This is a genomic window from Ruegeria sp. YKSD179, from assembly GCF_059612885.1.
This window is the reverse complement of sequence record NZ_JBXWRL010000013.1, coordinates 12,248-34,415: the sequence shown is the minus strand read 5'-3', so window position 1 is coordinate 34,415 and position 22,168 is coordinate 12,248. Positions and strand designations below refer to the sequence as shown.

19 protein-coding genes are annotated in these 22,168 nt (G+C 51.5%); 15 read left to right on the top strand and 4 right to left on the bottom strand.

All coding sequences use genetic code 11. The annotated features are described in order from the left end of the window. The first annotated feature begins 76 nt into the window (after positions 1 to 76). The 14 genes from AC2FNE_RS09470 to urtE all read left to right on the top strand — a co-directional run bounded on the left by AC2FNE_RS09470 (position 77) and on the right by urtE (position 15,048). On the top strand, positions 77 to 1,147 hold the full coding sequence (locus AC2FNE_RS09470; RefSeq protein WP_170477103.1) for an ABC transporter permease: 1,071 nt from the start codon (positions 77 to 79) through the stop codon (positions 1,145 to 1,147). Continuing rightward, complete coding sequence (locus AC2FNE_RS09465; protein ID WP_170477105.1) at positions 1,123 to 1,929, top strand: ATP-binding cassette domain-containing protein; 807 nt, start codon at positions 1,123 to 1,125, stop codon at positions 1,927 to 1,929. The genes AC2FNE_RS09470 and AC2FNE_RS09465 overlap by 25 nt, the downstream gene beginning before the upstream one ends. Further along, positions 1,926 to 2,585: a nucleoside triphosphate hydrolase gene (locus AC2FNE_RS09460; protein ID WP_174823097.1), complete on the top strand. Its 660-nt coding sequence runs from the start codon at positions 1,926 to 1,928 to the stop codon at positions 2,583 to 2,585. Before AC2FNE_RS09465 ends, AC2FNE_RS09460 begins: the two co-directional genes overlap by 4 nt. Positions 2,586 to 3,012: 427 nt before the next feature. Beyond that, positions 3,013 to 4,359, top strand: a complete 1,347-nt coding sequence (locus tag AC2FNE_RS09455) for a substrate-binding protein (protein WP_170477107.1) — start codon at positions 3,013 to 3,015, stop codon at positions 4,357 to 4,359. A gap of 109 nt (positions 4,360 to 4,468) precedes the next feature. Continuing rightward, positions 4,469 to 5,500 carry a branched-chain amino acid ABC transporter permease gene (locus tag AC2FNE_RS09450; RefSeq protein ID WP_496805241.1) on the top strand — a complete coding sequence of 344 codons (1,032 nt, stop codon included), beginning with the start codon at positions 4,469 to 4,471 and terminating at the stop codon, positions 5,498 to 5,500. 3 nt (positions 5,501 to 5,503) lie between these two features. Beyond that, positions 5,504 to 6,709 carry a branched-chain amino acid ABC transporter permease gene (locus tag AC2FNE_RS09445; protein ID WP_170603454.1) on the top strand — a complete coding sequence of 402 codons (1,206 nt, stop codon included), beginning with the start codon at positions 5,504 to 5,506 and terminating at the stop codon, positions 6,707 to 6,709. A gap of 11 nt (positions 6,710 to 6,720) precedes the next feature. After that, entirely contained in the window at positions 6,721 to 7,476 is a 756-nt protein-coding gene (locus AC2FNE_RS09440) for an ABC transporter ATP-binding protein (protein WP_170477114.1), read from the top strand. Between the two features lie 9 nt (positions 7,477 to 7,485). After that, on the top strand, positions 7,486 to 8,241 hold the full coding sequence (locus AC2FNE_RS09435) for an ABC transporter ATP-binding protein (protein ID WP_170477117.1): 756 nt from the start codon (positions 7,486 to 7,488) through the stop codon (positions 8,239 to 8,241). Positions 8,242 to 8,326: 85 nt separating this feature from the next. Further along, positions 8,327 to 8,770 carry a hypothetical protein gene (locus AC2FNE_RS09430; protein ID WP_496805240.1) on the top strand — a complete coding sequence of 148 codons (444 nt, stop codon included), beginning with the start codon at positions 8,327 to 8,329 and terminating at the stop codon, positions 8,768 to 8,770. A 286-nt stretch (positions 8,771 to 9,056) separates the two neighbouring features. Continuing rightward, positions 9,057 to 10,328: an urea ABC transporter substrate-binding protein gene (urtA, locus tag AC2FNE_RS09425; protein WP_170477123.1), complete on the top strand. Its 1,272-nt coding sequence runs from the start codon at positions 9,057 to 9,059 to the stop codon at positions 10,326 to 10,328. Between the two features lie 66 nt (positions 10,329 to 10,394). After that, entirely contained in the window at positions 10,395 to 12,350 is a 1,956-nt protein-coding gene (gene urtB, locus AC2FNE_RS09420; protein ID WP_496805239.1) for an urea ABC transporter permease subunit UrtB, read from the top strand. A gap of 1 nt (position 12,351) precedes the next feature. After that, on the top strand, positions 12,352 to 13,614 hold the full coding sequence (urtC, locus tag AC2FNE_RS09415) for an urea ABC transporter permease subunit UrtC (protein WP_170603456.1): 1,263 nt from the start codon (positions 12,352 to 12,354) through the stop codon (positions 13,612 to 13,614). Next, the gene (gene urtD, locus AC2FNE_RS09410) at positions 13,611 to 14,351 is read left to right on the top strand and encodes an urea ABC transporter ATP-binding protein UrtD (RefSeq protein ID WP_496805238.1); all 741 of its coding nucleotides are present in this window, start codon (positions 13,611 to 13,613) and stop codon (positions 14,349 to 14,351) included. The genes urtC and urtD overlap by 4 nt, the downstream gene beginning before the upstream one ends. 1 nt (position 14,352) lies before the next feature. Further along, a complete protein-coding gene (urtE, locus tag AC2FNE_RS09405) occupies positions 14,353 to 15,048 on the top strand; it encodes an urea ABC transporter ATP-binding subunit UrtE (RefSeq protein ID WP_170603711.1) in 696 nt (231 codons plus the stop codon). A 190-nt stretch (positions 15,049 to 15,238) separates the two neighbouring features. On the opposite strand, the gene AC2FNE_RS09400 is transcribed toward urtE, so the two are convergent. The 4 genes from AC2FNE_RS09400 to AC2FNE_RS09385 form a co-directional block, all read right to left on the bottom strand. After that, positions 15,239 to 17,128, bottom strand: coding sequence for an amidohydrolase (locus AC2FNE_RS09400; RefSeq protein WP_496805237.1), 1,890 nt, complete (start codon positions 17,126 to 17,128; stop codon positions 15,239 to 15,241). 113 nt (positions 17,129 to 17,241) lie between these two features. Then, entirely contained in the window at positions 17,242 to 18,633 is a 1,392-nt protein-coding gene (locus AC2FNE_RS09395; protein ID WP_170603462.1) for an alpha/beta fold hydrolase, read from the bottom strand. 179 nt (positions 18,634 to 18,812) lie between these two features. Continuing rightward, positions 18,813 to 18,974 carry a hypothetical protein gene (locus tag AC2FNE_RS09390; RefSeq protein ID WP_496805236.1) on the bottom strand — a complete coding sequence of 54 codons (162 nt, stop codon included), beginning with the start codon at positions 18,972 to 18,974 and terminating at the stop codon, positions 18,813 to 18,815. 71 nt (positions 18,975 to 19,045) lie between these two features. Beyond that, positions 19,046 to 20,578, bottom strand: coding sequence for a phospholipase D family protein (locus AC2FNE_RS09385; RefSeq protein WP_170603467.1), 1,533 nt, complete (start codon positions 20,576 to 20,578; stop codon positions 19,046 to 19,048). 171 nt (positions 20,579 to 20,749) lie between these two features. On the opposite strand from AC2FNE_RS09385, the gene AC2FNE_RS09380 reads away from it, so the two are divergent. After that, positions 20,750 to 22,168 carry a circularly permuted type 2 ATP-grasp protein gene (locus AC2FNE_RS09380; RefSeq protein ID WP_170603469.1) on the top strand — a complete coding sequence of 473 codons (1,419 nt, stop codon included), beginning with the start codon at positions 20,750 to 20,752 and terminating at the stop codon, positions 22,166 to 22,168.

Below are 22,168 nucleotides of genomic sequence, written 5' to 3'. Positions count from 1 at the left end.
TCCCATCACACAATAATTGAAACTTCCTGTAAGATGAGTTCGTCGGCCGCAAAGCCCGCCGCGAAAAGGGGGAGATATGTCAGAAGCAAACCAAGGCGCCCAGGAATTTGAATCTGCTGCCAGCGGTAAAGAAGCGATCGCAGAGTTTGAGAGCCATCGTGTAGGCTTCGTCGGGAAGTTGCAGCACATCCTCCACGTCAATCCATCCTTTGTTCCGTTGATTGTCCTGGTTGGTGCAATTGTGATTTTCGGCGTGCTTCTAGGGTCGAAGTTCTTCTCTCCGTTCGCGATGACATTGATCCTGCAGCAGGTTCAAATCGTAGGCATTGTTGCCGCCGCACAAAGCCTTGTTATTCTGACCGCAGGAATTGATCTCAGCGTCGGCGCGATAATGGTCTTCTCTTCAGTAATTATGGGTCAGTTTTCTTTCCGCTACGGTATTCCGGTTCCGGTTGCCGTGCTGTGCGGGCTTGCAATTGGCACGGCAATAGGCGCAATAAATGGCTGGCTTGTAAGCCGCGTAAAGCTGCCCCCGTTTATTGTCACACTCGGAATGTGGCAGATCGTTTTGGCTACAAATTTTCTGTATTCAGCGAACGAAACGATCCGCAGTCAGGACATCGAGGCTAGCGCGCCATTCCTGCAATTCTTTGGAACCAAGTTCAGCATTGGCGGAGCGACATTCACCGTCGGTGTGATTTTTATGCTCGTTTTGATTGCTGTGCTCGCCTATGCGCTAAGGCACACGGCTTGGGGGCGCCATGTTTACGCGGTTGGCGACGACCCAGAGGCGGCAGAACTTTCGGGTGTTAACGTCCACAAAACTTTGATGTCTGTATATATGCTTTCCGGGTTGATCTGCGCGTTTGCAGGTTGGGCACTGATCGGGAGGATCGGTTCGGTCTCTCCAACATCCGGGCAGTTAGCCAACATCGAAAGCATCACTGCGGTTGTGATTGGTGGTATTTCACTATTCGGCGGGCGTGGTTCAATTCTCGGCTCATTGTTTGGCGCACTCATTGTCGGAGTGTTCACTCTGGGGCTCAGGCTTCTTGGCGCAGACGCGCAGTGGACCTACCTGCTAATCGGGCTTCTCATCATTTCCGCAGTCGCGGTGGACCAATGGATCAGAAAGGTATCGGGCTGATGTCGGACAATACTCCTGTCGTACAGGGCCGCGGAATCGTCAAGCGTTATGGCCACGTGACCGCAATAGACCACTCTGATTTCGAATTGAGACAAGGCGAAATTCTGGCTGTCATCGGGGATAACGGCGCTGGCAAATCGTCAATCGTAAAGGCGATTTGCGGTGCTACTATCCCAGACGAGGGGGAAATCCTGATCGAGGGTAAAAAAGTCAACTTCACCTCTCCGATTGACGCCCGAAATATGGGGATCGAAATCGTCTATCAACAGCTCGCGATGTCGCCGGCGTTATCAATCTCTGACAACATGTTTATGGGTCGGGAAATCCGAAAAACCGGTTTCATGGGTAAATTTCTGCGGCAGTTGGATCGCCCCGCGATGGAAAAGTTTGCCCGGGAAAAGTTGACCGAACTAGGGTTGATGACCGTGCAGTCTATCAATCAGGCGGTCGAAACCCTATCTGGCGGGCAACGCCAAGGTGTTGCCGTCGCACGCGCCGCGGCTTTTGCTTCCAAGTTCATAATCATGGATGAACCGACTGCTGCTCTCGGAGTTAAGGAAAGCCGGAAAGTTCTTGAACTGATTCAAGATGTAAGAGCGCGGGGAATTCCGATTATCCTTATAAGCCACAACATGCCACATGTTTTTGAGGTTGCAGACCGTATTCATGTGCATCGGCTGGGCAAGCGGCTCTGCACCATTGATCCAAAGGACTATACGATGTCTGACGCAGTTGCGTTCATGACAGGTGCTAAAGAGCCGCCAAGCGAGGATGCAGCTTGATTGAACGTGATACGAAAATAGTCTGCGATTTAGTCAAGAGTAAGCTGCGAACCGGAACAAGAACCGTCGTCGCGATCGCTGGTCCTCCAGCCTCCGGTAAATCGACCTTGGCCCAAGCGGTGGTTCGGGCGCTCAATTGCGAGCGCAATGAGAGTGCGCCTTTCGCCGCCTTGTTAGAGATGGATGGATATCATTTAGACAATCGGCTGCTTGAGTCGCGTGGGCTATTGGCAAGAAAAGGTTCGCCCGAGACATTTGATGCAGCCGGTTTCGCCGAAACCGTTCGGAGACTTGAGGCGGCTGACCGAGAAACGTTCCATCCTAAATTTGATCGTCAAATGGACCTTTCAATTGCAAATGCCGTTGCAATCTCGCCGGATACTCCAATTGTAGTCGTCGAAGGGAATTATCTTTTGTTAAAGGCCGAGCCATGGAGGTCCATGAAAGACCGGTTTAGTGCAAGCGTTTTTGTTGGGCCGACAATGGAGGTTCTACAGGAGCGACTCGTGCAACGGTGGATAAATCATGGACTGGACGCTGAAACGGCTTTGAAAAAGACATTAAAGAACGATTTGCCTAATGCAGAGCTCGTTCTTAGCGCAAGCGAAGAAGCCGATATCTTATTGAAACAAGACTACGACGAATACGTTCAATAAACCGATCAGATTTAGGATTGCTGGCCTTCTCTTGGGCTTTGCGGTTGCCTGAGATAGCAGGAAAAGTTCAAAACGTTTTAGTTCCCCGTGGAGGGATGGCAGGCTGCTCGTCGGTGGGAAGATTGAAAATCGTATGTCCTCCGAGTTCGCGCGAGACTGCTTACGCGTACTTGATTGTCCAGGGTGCCATATCTCAACAACAGTGGTTAGCAAGTAAACGAATGCTTTTCAGTGCATTGAGCGGCAAACTCCAAAAAAATTTACAAAATATCAGAATTTTTGTTTATTCGTTTACAAAACTTTCCATCAAAACTAATCAGTTATTGTGAAATTTTCTGACCCGTTTCCATAATCGGCTTGCACAAGTGTGCGCTCTCACCAGCTGGAAGAGGAGCCAGAAGGTGGGGAATGGAAATGGGAGGAATTTATGACTAACAAAAATGTCACACGCCGCGGCGTGTTGAAATCTGGTGCGGTCGCAAGTACCGGATTGGCCCTGCCAACAATTTTTACCGCCTCATCAGCGGCAGCCTTCACGAACGAGCCAACCGGATCGTCGGTTGTACTGGGCTTCAACGTCCCGCAGACCGGCCCATATGCCGAAGAAGGCAACGATGAATTGCTTGCGCAGCAGTTGGCCGTTGAGCACTTGAACGGTGAAGGCGACGGTGGGTGCCTGAACACGTTCTCGTCCAAGGTCCTTCAGGGCAACGGAATCCTTGGAAAGAAAGTTGAGTTCGTAACCGGAGACACTCAAACCAAATCAGACGCCGCGCGTGCATCCGCCAAGTCGATGATCGAAAAAGACGGCGCAATTATGATCAACGGTGGTTCATCCTCGGGTGTGGCCGTTGCTGTGCAGGGCCTATGCCAAGAGGCGGGCGTGATCTTTATGGCCGGCCTGACCCATGCCAACGACACCACTGGCAAGGACAAGAAGGCAAATGGCTTCCGCCATTTCTTTAACGCTTATATGTCGGGTGCCGCACTGGCGCCGGTTCTGGCGGCAGAAATGGGCAATGAGCGTCGCGCTTACCACTTAACGGCAGACTACAACTGGGGATGGACCCAGGAAGAGTCGATTGTTGCTTCGACCGAAGCTTTGGGATGGGAAACGGTCAACACGGTTAAGACACCACTCGCATCAACGGATTTCTCGTCCTACATTGCGCCGGTTCTGAACTCGGGTGCGGATGTTTTGGTTTTGAACCACTACGGCGGCAACATGGTGAATTCGCTGACCAACGCGATCCAGTTCGGTCTGCTGGACAAGGTGGCCAACGGAAAAGACTTCAAAATCGTTGTGCCGCTTTACTCTGAATTGATGGCTGCTGGTGCAGGCGAAAACATCAAGGGTGTGCTGGGTTCGATGAACTGGAACTGGCAGCTGCAGGATGAGGGTACCAAGGCCTTTGTAAAATCCTTCGGCGAGAAATATGGTAAGCCTCCGTCGAACTCGGCTCAGACCTGCTATGCACAGACGCTGCTTTATGCAGATGCGGTTGAACGCGCAGGTACTTTCAACCCGTGCGGTGTTGTCGAAGCATTGGAAGACTTTGAATTCGACGGGCTGGGCAACGGACCCACATGGTACCGTGGTGCGGATCACCAGTGCTTCAAGGACGTTCTTGTGGTGCGGGGCAACCAGAACCCAACAAACGAGTACGACACACTGGAAATCGTTGAGATCACTCCGCGTGCACAGGTTGAGTACGATCCGGAGCATCCGATGTTCGCCGGTGGCGATCTCGGCGAGTGCAACCCGGGTGCATAAGGTCTTTGGCCTTCGTCTGGTCGCTGATAGGCGGCCAGACACTCTCAGCCGGGTGACTTTTCCTCGTGCTGACCACTCAAATAACGCTGACCAACCTTGAGGTGGGGCAATGGACGCCATCCTATTGCAAATTCTGAACGGGCTGGACAAGGGTTCGGCTTATGCGCTTATCGCGTTGGGTCTGACACTGATTTTCGGCACGCTTGGGGTCGTGAACTTTGCCCACGGGGCCTTGTTTATGATCGGTGCGTTCTGCGCAGTGACCTTGCAAAAGCTTATGAACCTGAGTTTCGAAGTCGTTGATGAATCTCAGCAGGATTTTCTTGGTAATCCGCTGAAAGTGGAAACGCCCTATGTTGAAGCTTGGTTCGGACCAGAAGTCGGCGCTGCAATCATTGATTGGTCCGTTCCGTTGGCCATCCTTTTTGCGATTCCCATCATGCTGTTGGTCGGCTACGCAATGGAAAGGGGCCTGATTAAGTATTTCTACAAACGTCCTCATGCGGACCAAATTCTTGTGACTTTCGGCTTGGCGATCGTGTTGCAGGAAATCGTGAAGTACTTCTTTGGCGCAAACCCAATTCAGACACCTCCGCCAGATGCGCTGAGTGGGTCGATCGACCTTGGCGTTATGGTAGGTTTTGACCCGAACGCGATAATATACCCAATATGGCGACTCGTTTATTTTGGCTTTGCCGTTGCGATTATTGGCGCGGTATTCTCTTTCCTTCAATTTACAACCTTTGGGATGGTGGTGCGGGCCGGGATGGCGGACCGTGAAACAGTAGGATTGCTGGGGATCAATATCGACCGTCGTTTCACAATCATGTTCGGGATTGCCGCTGCCGTCGCAGGGCTGGCGGGGGTCATGTACGGACCTCTTAATCCGCCAAATTATCACATGGGTATGGATTTTCTGGTTCTTAGCTTTGTCGTTGTTGTTGTTGGCGGCATGGGATCGCTGCCCGGAGCGGTTCTCGCCGGATTTCTGCTGGGCATCCTGGAAAGTTTTGCATCGACTACGTGGGCTACAACTACAATCCCAGGCATCAACCAGATCATCATCTACCTTGTTGCCATCATCGTGTTGCTCACGCGGCCGCGCGGGCTGATGGGCCGCAAAGGCGTGATGGAGGAATAAGATATGTTGGGACTAAACAAAAAAGACACAAGCCTCCTGATTATAGTCGGCCTCCTGACATTGCTGGCCCCTTTCATCCTGAACCCGTTCCCAGAGGGCAGCGCGATGGCGCAGTTCAACGCGGGCTATCCGGACCTGATGCAGAGATTTGTGATCTTCGGAATCTTTGCAATTGGCTTCAACATCCTTTTTGGTCTGACTGGCTACTTGTCCTTCGGTCACGCGGCCTTTTTGGGGGTCGGCTCATATTCGGCAGTTTGGATGTTCAAGCTGCTCAGCTACAACGTTATTCCGGCTATCGCGCTTAGCGTTGTCGTCGCTGGGCTGTTTTCTTTGCTGATCGGCTTTGTCAGCCTTCGCCGGTCGGGGATTTACTTTTCGATCCTGACTCTGGCCTTTGCGCAAATGAGCTTTGCTCTGGCATATTCAGTCCTGTCGAACCCTAAGTTTAATCTGACAAACGGCGAAACCGGTTTGCAGGTTTACGCGGACGATCCGCAAATCTTGCAGGGGACCAATTCACCCGACCTGCCGCATTTGTTCGGTCTGCCTATGCGTGCCACCTACACTATGGATGTTGGCGCTTGGAGCTTTGACTTTAACGCGGGTTACTACCTGTGCGCAGTTGTCATGATGGTGGTGTTTTATCTGGCCATCCGTATCTTCCGGTCGCCATTTGGAATGATGCTGCGTGCGGTGAAATCGAACCAACAGCGGATGAACTACACCGGTTTGAATTCCAAACCCTATACGCTTGCGGCTTTTGTGATTTCGGGAATGTACGCGGGTTTGGCCGGTGGTCTTATGGCGGCGATGGACCCGTTGGCTGGTGCAGAACGGATGCAGTGGACTGCCTCGGGTGAGGTTGTGCTCATGACCATTCTGGGCGGCACCGGCACTTTGATAGGCCCGATTTTGGGTGCAGGTTTTATTAAGTATTTCGAGAACATTTTCTCGAAAATCAACGACAACGTCCTGCACAGCTGGTTCGCGTTCTTACCTGATGGATTGGAGGATGCGGTTGTTTTCCTCATCCATCCGTTTATCGGTAAGGGGTGGCACTTGACCCTTGGCATCCTGTTCATGCTGGTGGTCATTTATCTACCCGGCGGTCTCGTGGAAGGCGGCCAGCGCATGCTCAACTGGTTCAAAAACAAAAAAACTGCAACCGACGACACTAAGTCGGGCAAAACCGAACCAGCGGAATAAGGGGTACGACAATGGCAATCTTAAGAGTCAAAGACGTCAGCAAACGTTTCGGTGGGTTAAAAGCCTTGACGGACGTGAACCTGAGCGTCGAAGAAAACTCAGTTCACGCGATTATCGGCCCGAACGGAGCAGGTAAATCCACCTTGCTGAATTGCCTCGTGGGCAAGCTGATGCCCGATACCGGGACAGTTTTGTTTGACAATGCTTCCGTCCTTGGACTTGAGCCGTATCAGATTAACCAAATGGGCATCAGCCGCGTGTTTCAGACGCCTGAGATTTTCGGTGAACTCACTGTTATGGAAAACATGCTTATTCCAATCTTTGCGATGCGGGATGGCGCGTTTCGGATGCACGCTTATGAGACAATCGCCAACGAGAAAACCATTGTAGAACAAGCTGAATCTGTTCTTGAAGAAATGAATATGGCGGACAAGCGGCAGATGCACGCCGCTGCACTGTCGCGTGGGGACAAGAGGCGTTTGGAAATCGGCATGTGCCTGAGCCAAAACCCCCGCTTGCTTTTGTTGGATGAACCCACGGCAGGTATGGCTCGGGCAGACACCAACAATACAATTGATTTGCTAAAGCAGATCAAAGATGAACGTGACATAACAATCGCGATTATTGAACACGACATGCACGTGGTTTTCAGCCTCGCTGAACGGATCACCGTTCTAGCGCAGGGAACGCCGCTGGTCGAAGACACTCCTGAAAATATCCGCGGAAACCCGAAAGTTCGAGAAGCTTACCTGGGCGAAGCAGCGTGAGGAAAAGCAATGAACGAAAAACCTGACTTTTCAAAAGACGCCAACATGGCCAGCACCGCGCCCGCGTTTCTTTCAGTGTGGGACATGCACTCTTACTACGGTGAGAGCTACATCGTTCAGGGTGTGAACTTTAACGTGCACGAAGGCGAAATACTTGCGTTGTTGGGGCGAAATGGTGCTGGAAAGACATCGACGCTTCGCTCGATTGCGCGGGTCGGTGAACCAGAGGTCAAGCACGGGGAAATCTGGCTGGATCACCAGCCATTGCACAAAATGACCAGCTATGAAGCAGCGGCGGCTGGTCTTGGTCTGGTGCCAGAAGACAGACGGATTATTCCCGGTTTGACCGTGGAAGAAAACTTGCAACTTGCGCAAATAGCGCCTCCTGTCGGATGGTCGCTGGAGCGACTTTACGAACTGTTCCCCCGTCTTGGCGAACGCCGAAAGCAAGAGGGAATAACGCTGTCAGGCGGTGAACAGCAGATGCTTTCGATTGCAAGGGCATTGGCAAGAGATATTAAGGTTTTGCTCTTGGATGAACCGTATGAAGGTTTGGCGCCGGTGATCGTCGACGAGATCGAAAAGACGCTCATTCACGTGAAGCAGCAGGGGATGACAACCATTATTGTCGAACAAAACGCCATCCGTGCACTGGAACTGGCCGATCGTGCGATAATTCTGGATACAGGCAGCATCGTGTTTGATGGAACCGCGAATGAAGTTCTGGAAAACAGTCAGCTTCGAGAAGAGTACTTGGCGATTTAAACGGACAAGGGCCGTCGAAACTCACGGCTTTCGTTGAGCACCACTGGGGGACTGATCACGCTCTGCAATGGGCGGTCATCCAGCCATGCGGTTTCACAAATGCCTTCTTGACGATCAGATTTTCAGGCGCAATGCTGAATTCATGGGCGTTTTGAAAACTTTGATTGCGTCGTCGGTGTTCCTCTGCGTGTCAGCTGCAAATCTTTATGCTGACGATGAGCTGGTGAAATCCTTTGCAAGCTGCGCTGGCAGGTATTCAGCGGAAATTGAGCACGCCTGGCTTTTGGATGATCCCAACGCAAAACAGTATGAAATGAAAAGAAAGGGATTTGTTTCCCTGCTGAATGCAACAATCGAGTCCGATAATGCGCAACACGTTTTGAGCCAACGCGTGAATGCGAAACATGCGCATTCGGCTCTTTTACAAACTGGGACCTTTGGTTCGGATGCGGCAACGTCGACAGCGGCGCGGAGAACTGCGGCTCGTCTCTTGTATCAGTGCAATTTGTTGCTGCTTGGTGGAACCTGAACCAAACCGTTGCTGCGATGCCGCATTATTAGGCCTGCGTTGCGGCAATGCTGTAAAATTAAGCGATCACCTGAAACTTCCGGAAATCCTCGCTTACGTGGCTTACTCGTAGTCGCGTAAGTGAATACGACAGAGTTGCGCCGAAATTCGGCTTTGGAATTGTGCGAAGGTGCCCGGCCTAGGAACCTGATGACACCCTCGCACTCCGCAAATATGCGTAGGGGGTATATGGGGTGTTTTCGCGTTCCGAGCAACCCTGCTGCGCATCGCAAACAAGGAAATGCTGATGCACAATACTCTTAAAACCACCGCTGCCGTTCTGTTGGCCTCTGCTTTGCCAGCTTTGGCGGATTGTCCGATCAAGGTCGGCGTTCTGCATTCATTGTCGGGTACGATGGCGATCTCGGAAACAACGCTGAAAGACACGATGGAGATGCTGGTTGAACAGCAAAACGAAGCGGGTGGGCTTTTGGAATGCGAATTGGAAGCGGTTGTTGTCGATCCAGCTTCGGATTGGCCACTGTTCGCTGAAAAGGCACGTGAATTGCTTACTGTTCACGAAGTGGACGTAATCTTTGGCAACTGGACTTCCGTTTCGCGCAAATCTGTGTTGCCAGTCATCGAAGAATTGAACGGCCTTCTTTTCTATCCGGTTCAATATGAAGGTGAAGAAAGCTCGAAGAACGTCTTTTATACCGGCGCGGCACCGAACCAGCAGGCCATTCCGGCGACTGATTACTTTTTAGAAGAGCTCGAAGTTGAAAAATTTGCGCTTTTGGGTACCGACTACGTGTACCCGCGAACCACAAACAACATTCTTGAAAGTTATCTTCAGCAAAAAGGTATTGCCGCTGAAGATATCTTTGTGAACTACACTCCGTTCGGACATTCTGACTGGTCCAAGATTGTGGCTGATGTGGTTGCGCTGGGCGCAGACGGAAAGAAAGTTGGTGTTATTTCGACAATTAACGGCGATGCAAACGTCGGCTTTTATAAGGAGCTTGCGGCCGCAGGTATCTCGGCTGACGACATTCCTGTCGTTGCATTCTCGGTTGGCGAAGAAGAACTGGCAGGACTTGATACAACAAACCTAGTCGGTCACTTGGCGGCGTGGAACTACTTTCAGTCGGCGGACAGCGAAGCAAATGAAGCGTGGGTCGAAGCTTGGAAAGCGCGTATGGGTGAGGACCGCGTGACAAATGACCCGATGGAGGCCCATTTCATTGGATTCAACATGTGGGTGAACGCGGCAACCGAGGCCGGAACGACCGAGGTCGATGCCGTGCGCGAGGCGATGTATGGTCAGGAATTTCCGAACCTTACCGGAGGTACTGCCGTAATGCTGCCGAACCATCACTTGGCCAAACCGGTGTTGATCGGTGAAATTCAGGAAGACGGCCAGTTCGATATCATTAGCCAGACCGAAGAGGTGCCTGGCGACGCGTGGACCGATTACCTGCCGGAATCCGCCGTTCTAAAGTCCGATTGGAAAGAATTGGGCTGCGGAATGTACAACACAGAAACTGAGAGCTGCGTGCAGATCAAGTCCAACTACTAAGATCTGAAACCTATTCCTCAAGGCGTTTGCATTGCGCCTTGGGGCACCACTCTGAGGGCACTTTCCATGCTGTTTATGATCCAGCGGGCTTTGCTTCTGCTAATCATTTTGATGGCTCCGACCCTGGTGTCGGCCCAATCCGCAGACGCCCCGGTTCAGCTTATTCTTCAGTCCCACTCCGAGGCGATCGTGAAGTCTTCGCGCAAAACGATCGGCCCCGCAATTGATGCATTGGCCCAAAGCGGACTTCCCGAAGCTCAGGTGGTTCTTGAACGTTGGCAAGCGAAAGAAATGTGGGTCAACAAAGAGAGTGGTCTGTTTGTTTTTGCGGTTAAGGCAAACGGTGGGCTGCAGACCTTTGATGTCTCTGACAATTCAGAAACTGGGATAGCAGACAAGAAAACTTTCAAGCAGCTAAAGCCGAACTCCGGCATTCGCAGTATGATCGCCGCGGCCTTGGTTCAGTTTCAGTTGAATGACCCAATCCCGGAAAACCGGCAAACTGCTTTGACCGCGATTGAACGTGATGCTCAACCAAGCCACTTGATCGCATTGCGCGGGTCATTGGAAGGCGAAGAAGATCCAGCAATAAGACTGCGTAAAACGCGGCTGGAACGTTTGTTGACGATCCGTTTCGACGAGGAAGAAGCAGCGCGAATTTCAGCGATCGAAGGTTTTGATGGCGACCTAAGTGTCGAAGTCCGCGCAGCGCTAAACCCTTTAATCGCGACTGAAATACAAGTTGGGGAAGTTGTTCCCGAAGGCAGCATTCCTGTTGAAGTTGGTTCGGATGAACTGACAGAATCACAAGCTTATTCTTTTCTGGTGGAAAACGAACTGGCCCCTGCAACAGTCAGCCCACAAGCTGTCAAGGAAACGCTGATTGCAAATATTGAAGGCACTGCTGTTGCAGGTATTCAGGTCGCCTCTTTGGATGACGTTGCAGCAAGGGAAACCGCTTATAAGCTACTGGCCCAGCAAGGGCTCGCCGATCCTTTGGTGACAAATGCGCAGAGGGCAGCCGAGATAGAAAAGCACCAATTCTTTAGAACCTATGTGGGTGCAAGTCTTCCCGTGGCGTTGGCCGCGCAAGCGGCATTGGACAATATCGAAACACAAGTGGCCCTGAATAGAACGGCCGACCTGATCCTTGACGCTCTTTCACTCGGATCGATTTACTTTCTTGCCGCAATCGGCCTGGCTATCACCTTTGGCGTCATGGGAGTTATCAACATGGCCCATGGCGAATTCATAATGATGGGTGCTTACACTGGCTATGTCGTTCAGCTATTCATACCGGATTTTACGATATCTATTCTTGTGGCCATTCCCTGTGCATTCCTGGTGACGTTTTCAGCGGGAGTTGCAATGGAACGGCTGGTAATCCGCTGGCTGTATCATCGCCCGTTAGAAACCTTGTTGGCAACATTTGGTGTATCGATAGCGCTGCAGCAATTGGCAAAAAACATCTTTGGAACTCAGGCCCGTCCGCTTACTGCGCCCGCGTGGCTGGATGGGTCATTTGTCATCAATGACATTGTTTCAATCAGTTATATCCGGATTGCGATTTTCGTGCTGGCTCTAATCTTTCTGGCGTTGTTCCTGTTTGTGATGAACCGCACCCGTATGGGGCTGGAAGTTCGCGCGGTCACACAAAACCCAAGGATGGCAGCTTCGATGGGTATCAACCCTGACAAAATCAACATGCTTACCTTTGGGTTTGGATCCGGGATCGCAGGTATCGCTGGGGTGGCAATCGGACTTTACGCAAAAGTCACCTCGGAAATGGGGTCGGACTACATTGTGCAAAGCTTCATGACTGTGGTCGTAGGCGGGGTAGGCAACATTTGGGGCACACTATTAGGCGCGACTATGGTTGGCACATTGCAGAAGGGGATCGAGTGGTTGAATCCTTCGAACACTTTGGCGGCTCAGACATACATGATCCTGTTCATAATACTGTTCATACAGTTCCGACCTCGCGGTATCATCGCGCTCAAGGGTCGGGCGGCGGAGGTGTAACATGGTAGACATCACCTCCGCTGGCGCCCCAACCCGAAAACCATTCGTGATGCGATATCCCTCGGTTGCGATTTTTTTGGCGATCCTTTCCTTATTCACGATTTGCGTGACAGTTCTTGGTGAAGGATTTGGCATTGGTGTCGTTTCGACTAGTTTCATAAAAACCCTGGGCAAAACCCTTTGCCTGTGTCTAGCTGCATTAGCAATGGATCTTGTTTGGGGATACACGGGTATCCTTTCTCTTGGTCATATGGCGTTTTTCGGCATCGGCGGCTATGCGATCGGAATGTGGCTGATGTATGCGCGCACCGAAGTTATTGTGCGCGAAAGTCTTTCAGCAGCGGCGTTACCTCCGACGCCGCAGGAGATTTCAGATGGTATAGCCACCCAAATATTTGGTGTAGTTGGTGCGTCCGAGTTTCCGCCCGTTTGGGCCCTTGCGCACTCACTACCCTTGCAGATGGCAGCAATCGTGATCGTACCCGGGCTTTTGGCGCTGGTATTTGGCTGGCTGGCTTTCCGCAGTCGAGTGACTGGCGTGTACCTGTCTATTTTGACCCAAGCGATGACTTTGGCGCTGTCCCTGTACTTGTTCCAGAACGACAGCGGATTGCGGGGCAATAACGGTCTTTCCGGTTTACAGAATTTACCAGGGCTGGAGGCGGTTCCCCAATCGAAAATCTCAATTCTGTTCTTTTGGGCTTCTGCGCTTGCTCTTGGCCTTGGATATCTGCTTTGTGCATGGGTCGTGTCGGGTAAGTTCGGTTCAGTCATGCGCGCGATCAGAGACGACGAAAGCCGTGTGCGTTTTCTTGGGTATTCAGTCGAAGCGTACAAGCTGTTTGTTTTTTCGTTCACTGCCGTGATTTGTGGCATTGCCGGGGCGCTGTATTACCCACAGGCCGGGATTATTAATCCGGCCGAGGTCGCGCCGATCGCATCTATATACCTCGCTGTCTGGGTTGCTATAGGCGGGCGCGGGCGGCTTTACGGCGCCGTGATCGGGGCTGCATTCGTCTCGCTTCTTTCGACGTGGTTCACAGGCGGCCAGGCGCCGGATGTTTCCCTTGGTTTCTTCACGATCCAATGGGTCGATTGGTGGACTATCCTTCTGGGCTTATCGTTTGTCGCAGTCACACTTTTTGCGCCAAAGGGCATAGGTGGGTTGATAGACAGATTCACTGAACACCGGTCGCCGGAACGCCATGGGGCCGATTTGGGTCCGGACGCAGGTGCTTTGCGGGAAAAGGAGGCGTTGGAATGAGCAACCTTCTTGAAGTGTCGGGTGTTTCCGTTTCATTTGATGGTTTTAAGGCCATCAACAATCTCACGTTCCAGATTGGCTCGACGGAAATGCGCGCCGTTATTGGCCCTAACGGTGCTGGAAAGACAACTTTCATGGACATCATAACCGGCAAAACAAAGCCGGATGAGGGGCATGTTTATTGGGGTGACAAACCCGTCTCTTTATTGTCGATGAGCGAAAGTCAGATCGCCCGGGCCGGTGTTGGGCGCAAGTTTCAACGCCCAACTGTTTTTGAAGATCAGAGCGTTCAGGAAAACTTGATGCTGGCGCTCAAGAACAATCGCGGGCCGCTTGCCGTTCTGCGGTTTCATCCGAGCCGAAGAGATCACGAACAAGTTGCTAAACTGGCCGATGAAATCGGTTTGGCAAAGGTAATGAGCCGTAAGGCAGGCGAGCTGAGCCATGGGCAAAAGCAGTGGTTGGAAATCGGGATGTTGCTTGCGCAAGACCCTAGGCTGCTTTTGGTGGATGAACCAGCTGCGGGAATGACACCAGCGGAAAGGGAGCACACGACTGAAATTTTGGTCGAGGCGGCGAAATCCCGAGCGGTCGTAGTCGTTGAACATGACATGGAGTTCGTGCGCAGGCTAAATTGTAAAGTCACCGTGCTCCATGAGGGTTCGGTTCTGGCCGAAGGTTCACTGGATCATGTAACCCGCAACGAAAAAGTTATTGAGGTGTACCTTGGGCGCTGATTTGTTGAATGTTTCGGATCTGTCTCTTCACTATGGGGGTAGCCAAATCCTAAATGGCGTAGACTTAGTTGCGCGCCGAGGGCAAGTGACCTGTGTCATGGGCACCAATGGCGTTGGTAAAACCAGCTTGCTGAAAGCCGTATCTGGAACGCACCCGCGAAGTGGCGGCACCTATTCTCTTGACGGTGAACCCGTAGAAAAGACGACCGCCTATGACCTTGCAAAGAAAGGCGTGGCCTATGTTCCTCAGGGGCGCGAGATATTTCCATTTCTGACGGTACAAGAAAATCTGGAAACCGGGTTTGCGTGTTTGCCGCGCAGCGATCGTCGACTCCCGGATTTTGTTTTCGAGCTATTTCCGATCCTAAAGGATTTTCTAGCGCGTCGAGGCGGCGATTTATCTGGCGGACAACAACAGCAACTAGCAATTGCACGAGCACTTATTACCAAGCCCAAGCTTTTATTGCTGGACGAGCCGACCGAAGGGATACAGCCAAATATTATCAAGCAGATCGGTGAGGTTATCCGCCTGCTTCGCGACCGTGGGGAAATGGCAATCGTTCTGGTCGAGCAATATTTTGACTTCGCGTACGCGCTAGGCGACAGCTTTCTTGTCTTAGAGCGTGGAAGCCCAATTCTCCAGGGGACAAAATCGGAAGTGAGTGAAAAGCAGCTTAGATTGGGCGTTTCGGTGTAGACTCAGGCTTTTGCCTAGTTTGGATATCGCCGATGAGTTCAAAAATGCTCTGGATTTTGTGGCAGCTTAGAAAACGCCTAGCTTCCGAGGTTGACTTGACCATCGCGGGTCTAGTCCGTTGAGTTATCCGGGGCGTCCAAACAGCACCACCCACTGAAAGTCTCAATTCTGGCGAAAACACTGCTTCACATCAAAGATGATTATGAACCACGGAAAGGGCGTGGTTTAGCGCTTGTTTCGCAAACTCCGATTCGCTGGGAATTACACCGTTGTTCAAGCGTGCTTCGTCGACGGAAACTTCACCAACTTTCTGTACACGCCCTTCCATAACTGTGCCCCAAACCACAATAGCTTTTATTGCCATTGGATCCACGGCCAACGGATTTTCCTCCAGAATGGTGAAGTTAGCCAGCTTTCCCGGTTCGATACTGCCAAGCTCATCTTCCAGATGGTGCGAATAAGCGGCATTTATTGTCACCCCACGCAACGCCTCTTCCGCTGAAACCTTTTGGTTCCCGCCTGCGACCCGGCCCGAGCTGGTGACCCGGTTTACCGCACACCACATCAAGAACAGCGGATCGCCCGGTGCCATAGGCATGTCTGAGTGTAAGGACCATGATACTCCTGCCCTATCCAAATCCCCCAGCCGAACCATCTGATCGGCGCGGTCGGATCCCAGACCTGTTTCACCATAGCGGTCCGACAGTGCTGTGACGTAGTAAGGGTTTGCACTGACGATGGCGCCAAGTCTTCTAATCCGATCGACCTGATCCGGTGCGCTTACTGCGAAGTGCACAATCACTGTACGATGATCAAATCGCGGGTTGCGCAACAGGTTGTCTTCCAATGTGTTCAGAACTCGGTCGAGACCGGCGTCTCCGTTGACGTGCACATGTATTTGATAACCTGCGTCCCAATAGACTCGAAAAGCACGCTCAAAGGCATCTTTGTCCATCATCCACTCTCCGTGATAATCGCCGATGGGAGGATCCCGAAGCTGGATCGCGAGAGAGTATATTGCTCCGTCAGAAAACAGTTTGACGCTGTCTGAAACCATGCTTGTCATGCCACCATACCAATCAACCAGCGCCTTGGTTTGTTGGATCACGTCAGCGTCGTTTTCGTAGGTTGCCACCAAGCTTTTGCCATCAGGGATAAACGTCCATCTAAACGGCATCGACGGGGCGGACATCACAGCATTGACCGCGTCTTGAATAGGTTTCGCCAATATACCGCCGGGTTCATTTCCGAATGTGACGCCCTTTGCGTGCATATAGTCACGCATCGTCAGCAAGCCTGAACGAAACTTGTCCGGGTTTGCGATCATAGGTGCGATGTTCGGAAGGACTGCAAACAATCCTTGTTCCCAGAAATGGCCGTCTTCAAAGTTGGATTGCGACTGTTCGCTTTCCGACCAGGATTCAACCAGCTCCTTCGTCAAACCAGCCTTGGACAATGCCGCAGAATTCAGAACGAACTCGTGACAAGACCTGGCCCAAGCAAAAATCGGCCGCTCACCGCTAATGCTATCGAGGTCAGAGCGTGTGAGCGGACCGTAGAACGCCGCGTGGTACCCCCATGTGAGTAATGGCTCAGAAGGATCGCTTAGTTCAGATTCCGCCTTCGCCAGCCGGGTCATAAAATCATCTTTGTCTTCTAGGGCGGTCGTATTCCCGTCGGGAAGATCCCAATCTTCAATAGAGAGGATCAACGATGACATGGTTAAGCCTGCCAAGATGGGGTGATCATGCTGTGCAATGAAACCGGGAACGATGACATGATCCTCGAAGGTTCTGTCAAGGTCATGCGGCCGATCTCCAATTAAGACCTGCACTTCTTCAAGAGTACCTGAGGCAAGAACACGATCATTGACGATCGCAACGGCCTGCGCAGTTGGTTGTTCAGGATCGAGTGTGACAATTTCTCGAGCGACAAAAATCGTAGCCGTATCGATGCCGATGATCGCGGCCCCAACATCCGAAAGTGAAGTAGCCTGCGCTATTGCGCGATTGGCAAGAACCATCGCGGTCGAACCGGTAAGCGCCATTTTCAAGAAGTGTCTTCTGGGAAAGTATGACATTGTTTTCTCCTTAAAAAGTGCGGCCGCTGATCACGTCCCGGTTTTCTGATAACCGCTGGTTCAATGTCTAAATATAGAAATGCCTTGTTTTGTCTGAATGGCAACGTTGTTGCTTAATCAGAGTGGTCTTTTAGGAATGGGCCAATCTCATGAAAAAACTCATCGAACCCGGAATGCCCGCGTATCATGCAGTGGTTAGCTCCGGGTAGCTCAACAAACTCGGCGGTTGGTATTTCCCGCGCGGTTTCACGCCCTTCGCTGATGGGTGCTGCCATATCGCCCTTTGCATGTAGCACCAGCGTCGGAACCTTCAGGCTTCGGGCGTCCACGCGTGCATCGGTGTAAGCGTTCATTTCCATGATCCGCAGGGCGGTTTCCGGACTTGCAGAGATTCTTTGCATTTCGTCAAAACTGGCACCCTCTTCCGGCGTGGCATCCGGCATATAGCTCGAGGTAAAAAAATGGCGATAAACTGGGTTGGGGGAACCCCAACCAGCTGATACCATCGCCCGGGAAGCGTTGTAGAATTGTTCAGCTTCGACATCGCCGCGCATCATTCGGCCGCGGACATAACCGCCCAGCAAAATAAGAAACTTAACACGCTCGGGAAATCTTGCTGCAAATCTGACGGAAAAGGCCGAACCTTGGCTGATACCCAGCAGTCCGAAACGTTCAAGACCTGCGGCGTCGGCAACTGCAAGCATGTCGTCGATCATTCGGTCCTCTGAAATGTCGTCGACATCCCAGTCTGAAAGACCATTGCCCCGCTGATCAAATCGAACCAGCCTGCAAAGTTTGGACATTTCTGAAAGGAAATCCCCCCAAACCGGACTAGTCCACTCATATTCAATATGATTCAACCAGTTTGGTGCTTTCAAAACGGCTGTGCCCTGTCCGGTGGAGGCCCACGCAAGATTCACGCCGTCGCTCGATTTGCAGAACTTTACTCTTTGCTGAAGAGATACATCCGGAGCCTTTCGCAATGGTTTTGCTTGCGGGGACCAATGCCAAACTCGAATTGGGCGGCTTATATTCTTTACCCTTTGCCCACCCATATCGCGGAATGCGGCGTCTACTCTGTCTTGAACAGCCTGGTGCACGACATCAGAAACGCAAACGCCACCCGGTTCAGCCAATCCTTCCAGGCGCGCTGCAACGTTAACACCGTCGCCAAAAATATCGCCCTCGTCGAAAATTACATCGCCTAAATTGATACCAACGCGAAAACGGATTCTTTGATCGTCGTCAAGATCTGTCTCGTTAAGGTTCATGGATTGCTGAATTTTAACCGCGCATTGAACGGCATCTTGAACCGATTCAAATGTGGCCAGCATACCGTCTCCGGTCGTCTTGACGATATTCCCACGGCTTCGAGATATCTCTGGGTCGATCAATTCGCGGCGATACTTTTTTTGTCGGGACAAGACACCCAATTCGTCCGCTTCCATCAAGCGCGAGTAACCAACCATGTCGGCTGCCAGTATCGCCGAAAGTCGTTGTTCCATATCCGTTTCCCCCGCGCCTGTTGTTTCAAGAACTTCAGTCAGGCTTCATCGTGTTCGGTCGCATATTCCGAGGACAGTATACCCGGAAATCGCTTGCTAGTAACGACAGCAAAATAGCGAGAGAATTTAGAGGCTATTTACACAAAAACACCGATCGAGATTGCACTGGGTTTCAATTGTCATTCGCACTGGATGATGGCGGCCTCAAAGTCACTTTCGCTTGTAACTTTGGTATGGTGACCGTGCCCACCTTTGTCTTCCATGTGCCATACGTCGCCCACACGTATTTCTCGGCTTTCGCCAGATACGTCGGCATAAAGTCTGAAATACTTCAAAATCATTGTCCTTTCCAAAATTCCGAATGTCACACGTGCGGCTGTGGACAAAGGTCCAACTCTCTTTTCGCACTAGATCAAAGCTGCGATCCGATGGGCAAAATAGCGAGGAAACCGGAAACGATGTGATCCCAGGCCGAGCCTGTCGGTTCGGAGTCGTATTCCAAGATTGTGCCGTCTTCATCGCGAGTTTGCCACTTAAGCTGACCGGCATTCTCCAAAGTCACCCGATATGTGTAAGCAGGCAGTACTTCGTTCAGCGCACCCATGGTTTGAGCGGTCAATGAAGGCGAGTCTATCAGGATGCCCATTTCAGTGTTGATATTTACCGAGCGTGGGTCCCAGTTGAACGATCCTACGAATAGATAACGGTCATCAATCGCGAAGGCCTTGGAATGCAAACCCGAGCGTGATTGCGCCCAATTAATTCCGCGCCGTTGAACCTGATAAGCATCGGGTCTCAATTCATATAAATCCACCCCACCGCGCAGCAGTGCCCGGCGTTTCTTGGCGTAATGGGCATAGACTGGCGCGACATCGTTAGAGCGCAACGAATTGGTTACGACCGTTACGTCGACCCCACGGTTTTCCAGTTCGGTCATCCATCTGACGCCGTTGTTGCGGGGCACGAAATATGCGGAGACTATATTCACCTCATCCCGCGCATCTTCAAAATACGGGAGCAGTTGAGACGCGAGAATTGGGTCAGAGTTGTCAACGCCCGCAGCCTTGGAAGGCGGGTCCGCATATAACCTCGCTGGAACCCAATCCAAAGACAACGCTCCATCTGCGAAGTTTTCCCTTGCGGATTTTCTCAGAGCTTCTCCGTATTGGGTTTGCTTTGCCTCTTCTACAAGGGCATGGAGCCTTTCACGGGCTTCGCTAAGACCAAATGTTTCAGGCTCTCCAACAACCACACGCGCGGGTACGGCGAACTCGCTATTCCAATAGGCGTCAAAACTTTTAGAGACCTCTTCAACCACGGGCCCGGCTGCCAATACATCGAGATCAGCATAGTTCATTTCTTCCTGGGCCAGGAAATACTCGGCACCTATGTTTCGCCCACCCACGATGGTGAATACATTGTCGGCAGTCATCGACTTGTTGTGCATCCTGCGGTTTATGCGTTTGAAGTCCGTCAGCCCGGCGACAAGAAGGCTCTGATCCCGCCAAAAGGGGTTGAACAGCCTGATCTCGATATTCTTGTGATAGTCCAGAGCAGCTGTCATAGCGTCATAGCTGGAGGTATCCATATCATCCAGCAACAGCCGAATGCGAACACCACGGTCAGCCGCCTGCAAAAGGCTGGCCGCAAAAAGGTGCCCCGTTGGGTCATTGTGCAAAAGGTAGTATTGCGCATCGATCGATCGTTCTGCAGCGGCGGCCAACAAAAGTCTTGAGACCAGTGCTTGTTCTCCATCATTAATCAGCTTTACTCCGGATCGCCCGTCCTTTGGGTCCCCAAGTCTGTTGGCGGCTTGACTTAAAGCGCTGTTCGAATTTGTGGGAACAGAGCTTGTCACTGTCTTTTCGTAAGTGCGAACTTTTGGGGCACATGCGACAAGAGCAAGCGCACAAACTATTTGAACCAGTAATTTCCAATAGTTCATTCGTATCCTCCAGCCGTTTTTTAGGACTATACACAGCGTTGCAGTTCAGCTCGATTTTTCTTCGCTTTACGCCTTGGCCGACAGCCTCAAAAATAGACGCAACTGAGAAAGCAATTCTGTTTTTCAGTCCGTTTTACTTGAAAACTGCGTTGTGTTCGTCAAACTTCTCGAATGAGTGAATATTTTGATGAGATGTACAACAGTGACGGATCACTCCGCGGACCATATGAAGAGATAGGCCGTTGGTTTGATGCCGAAGATGTTTCGCGGTTGCGGGCAAAACAACGCGAAGCGGAAGAGGTTTTCAGACTGACGGGCATTACGTTTAACGTATACGGCAAGTCAGAAGCTGAAGAGCGTTTAATTCCTTTCGATATCGTTCCCAGGGTAATTTCCGGTCGCGAATGGCAGCGGTTGGAACGTGGTATTGAACAGCGTGTTCGAGCCATCAATGCGTTTCTTTATGATATCTACCATCGTCAGGAAATTGTTCGGGCAGGGCGAGTTCCCGCTGCAATGATAGCTGAAAACGAGGCATTTCTGCCGCAAATGCTGGGTGTTTCACCGCCCGGGCAAATATACACGCATATTGTAGGGATTGATCTGGTCCGCACGGGACCCGACGAATTTTTCGTATTGGAGGACAATGCCAGAACCCCGTCTGGCGTAAGTTACATGCTCGAAAACCGGGAAACGATGCTCAAGATGTTCCCCGAGTTGTTCAGCGCGACGAATGTCCGGAACGTCTCAGATTATCCGCTAAACTTGCGACGGTCCCTTGCGGCTTGCGCACCAGATTGCGCCGAAGGGGAGCCGACTGTAGCAGTTCTTACACCGGGTATCTACAATTCTGCATATTTCGAGCATGCGTTTCTTGCAGACCAGATGGCAGTGGAATTGGTTGAGGGGCACGACCTGCGCGTCGTTAAAGGGCGCGTTTGCATGCGCACCACGCGAGGGTATCGTCCAATAGATGTTCTGTATCGTCGGGTAGATGATGAGTTTCTTGATCCTTTGAATTTTAACCCAGAAAGTGCTCTGGGTGTACCTGGTATTTTGGACGTTTATCGCGCTGGGGGAATAACAATAGCAAATGCGCCGGGAACCGGAATTTCTGATGATAAGGCGATCTATTCCTACATGCCTGAAATCGTGGAGTTTTATACAGGCGAAAAGCCAGTTTTGAAGAACGTTCCAACGTGGAGATGCAGCGAACCTGACTCGCTTGCTTATGTCTTGGACAATTTGTCAGATCTGGTGGTCAAGGAAGTACATGGTTCTGGTGGTTATGGTATGTTGATTGGCCCCACTGCCAGCAAGAAAGAGATTGCGACTTTCCGCGACAAGCTCAGGGCGCGGCCGTCCAACTACATAGCACAGCCAACGTTGTCGTTGTCGACCGTCCCAATCTTTGCCAGATCAGGTTTGGCACCCAGACATGTTGATCTACGCCCGTTTGTTCTTGTTTCACCCGAAGGCATCAAAATTACACCTGGTGGGTTGACGAGGGTGGCTCTGAAGAAAGGTTCTTTGGTCGTGAACTCCTCCCAGGGTGGCGGCACCAAAGATACCTGGGTTCTGGAGGACTAA

Bases quoted from the DNA above. Each gene is read 5' to 3' on its own strand.
- AC2FNE_RS09435 (WP_170477117.1), top strand. From the start codon at position 7,486: ATGAACGAAAAACCTGACTTTTCAAAAGACGCCAACATGGCCAGCACC.
- AC2FNE_RS09395 (WP_170603462.1), bottom strand. From the start codon at position 18,633: ATGGAACAACGACTTTCGGCGATACTGGCAGCCGACATGGTTGGTTAC.
- AC2FNE_RS09445 (WP_170603454.1), top strand. From the start codon at position 5,504: ATGTTGGGACTAAACAAAAAAGACACAAGCCTCCTGATTATAGTCGGC.
- urtC (WP_170603456.1), top strand. From the start codon at position 12,352: ATGGTAGACATCACCTCCGCTGGCGCCCCAACCCGAAAACCATTCGTG.
- AC2FNE_RS09470 (WP_170477103.1), top strand. From the start codon at position 77: ATGTCAGAAGCAAACCAAGGCGCCCAGGAATTTGAATCTGCTGCCAGC.
- AC2FNE_RS09450 (WP_496805241.1), top strand. From the start codon at position 4,469: ATGGACGCCATCCTATTGCAAATTCTGAACGGGCTGGACAAGGGTTCG.
- AC2FNE_RS09430 (WP_496805240.1), top strand. From the start codon at position 8,327: ATGCGGTTTCACAAATGCCTTCTTGACGATCAGATTTTCAGGCGCAAT.
- AC2FNE_RS09390 (WP_496805236.1), bottom strand. From the start codon at position 18,974: ATGATTTTGAAGTATTTCAGACTTTATGCCGACGTATCTGGCGAAAGC.
- AC2FNE_RS09380 (WP_170603469.1), top strand. From the start codon at position 20,750: ATGAGTGAATATTTTGATGAGATGTACAACAGTGACGGATCACTCCGC.
- AC2FNE_RS09385 (WP_170603467.1), bottom strand. From the start codon at position 20,578: ATGAACTATTGGAAATTACTGGTTCAAATAGTTTGTGCGCTTGCTCTT.
- urtD (WP_496805238.1), top strand. From the start codon at position 13,611: ATGAGCAACCTTCTTGAAGTGTCGGGTGTTTCCGTTTCATTTGATGGT.
- AC2FNE_RS09400 (WP_496805237.1), bottom strand. From the start codon at position 17,128: ATGTCATACTTTCCCAGAAGACACTTCTTGAAAATGGCGCTTACCGGT.
- AC2FNE_RS09440 (WP_170477114.1), top strand. From the start codon at position 6,721: ATGGCAATCTTAAGAGTCAAAGACGTCAGCAAACGTTTCGGTGGGTTA.
- AC2FNE_RS09465 (WP_170477105.1), top strand. From the start codon at position 1,123: ATGGATCAGAAAGGTATCGGGCTGATGTCGGACAATACTCCTGTCGTA.
- urtA (WP_170477123.1), top strand. From the start codon at position 9,057: ATGCACAATACTCTTAAAACCACCGCTGCCGTTCTGTTGGCCTCTGCT.
- AC2FNE_RS09455 (WP_170477107.1), top strand. From the start codon at position 3,013: ATGACTAACAAAAATGTCACACGCCGCGGCGTGTTGAAATCTGGTGCG.
- urtB (WP_496805239.1), top strand. From the start codon at position 10,395: ATGCTGTTTATGATCCAGCGGGCTTTGCTTCTGCTAATCATTTTGATG.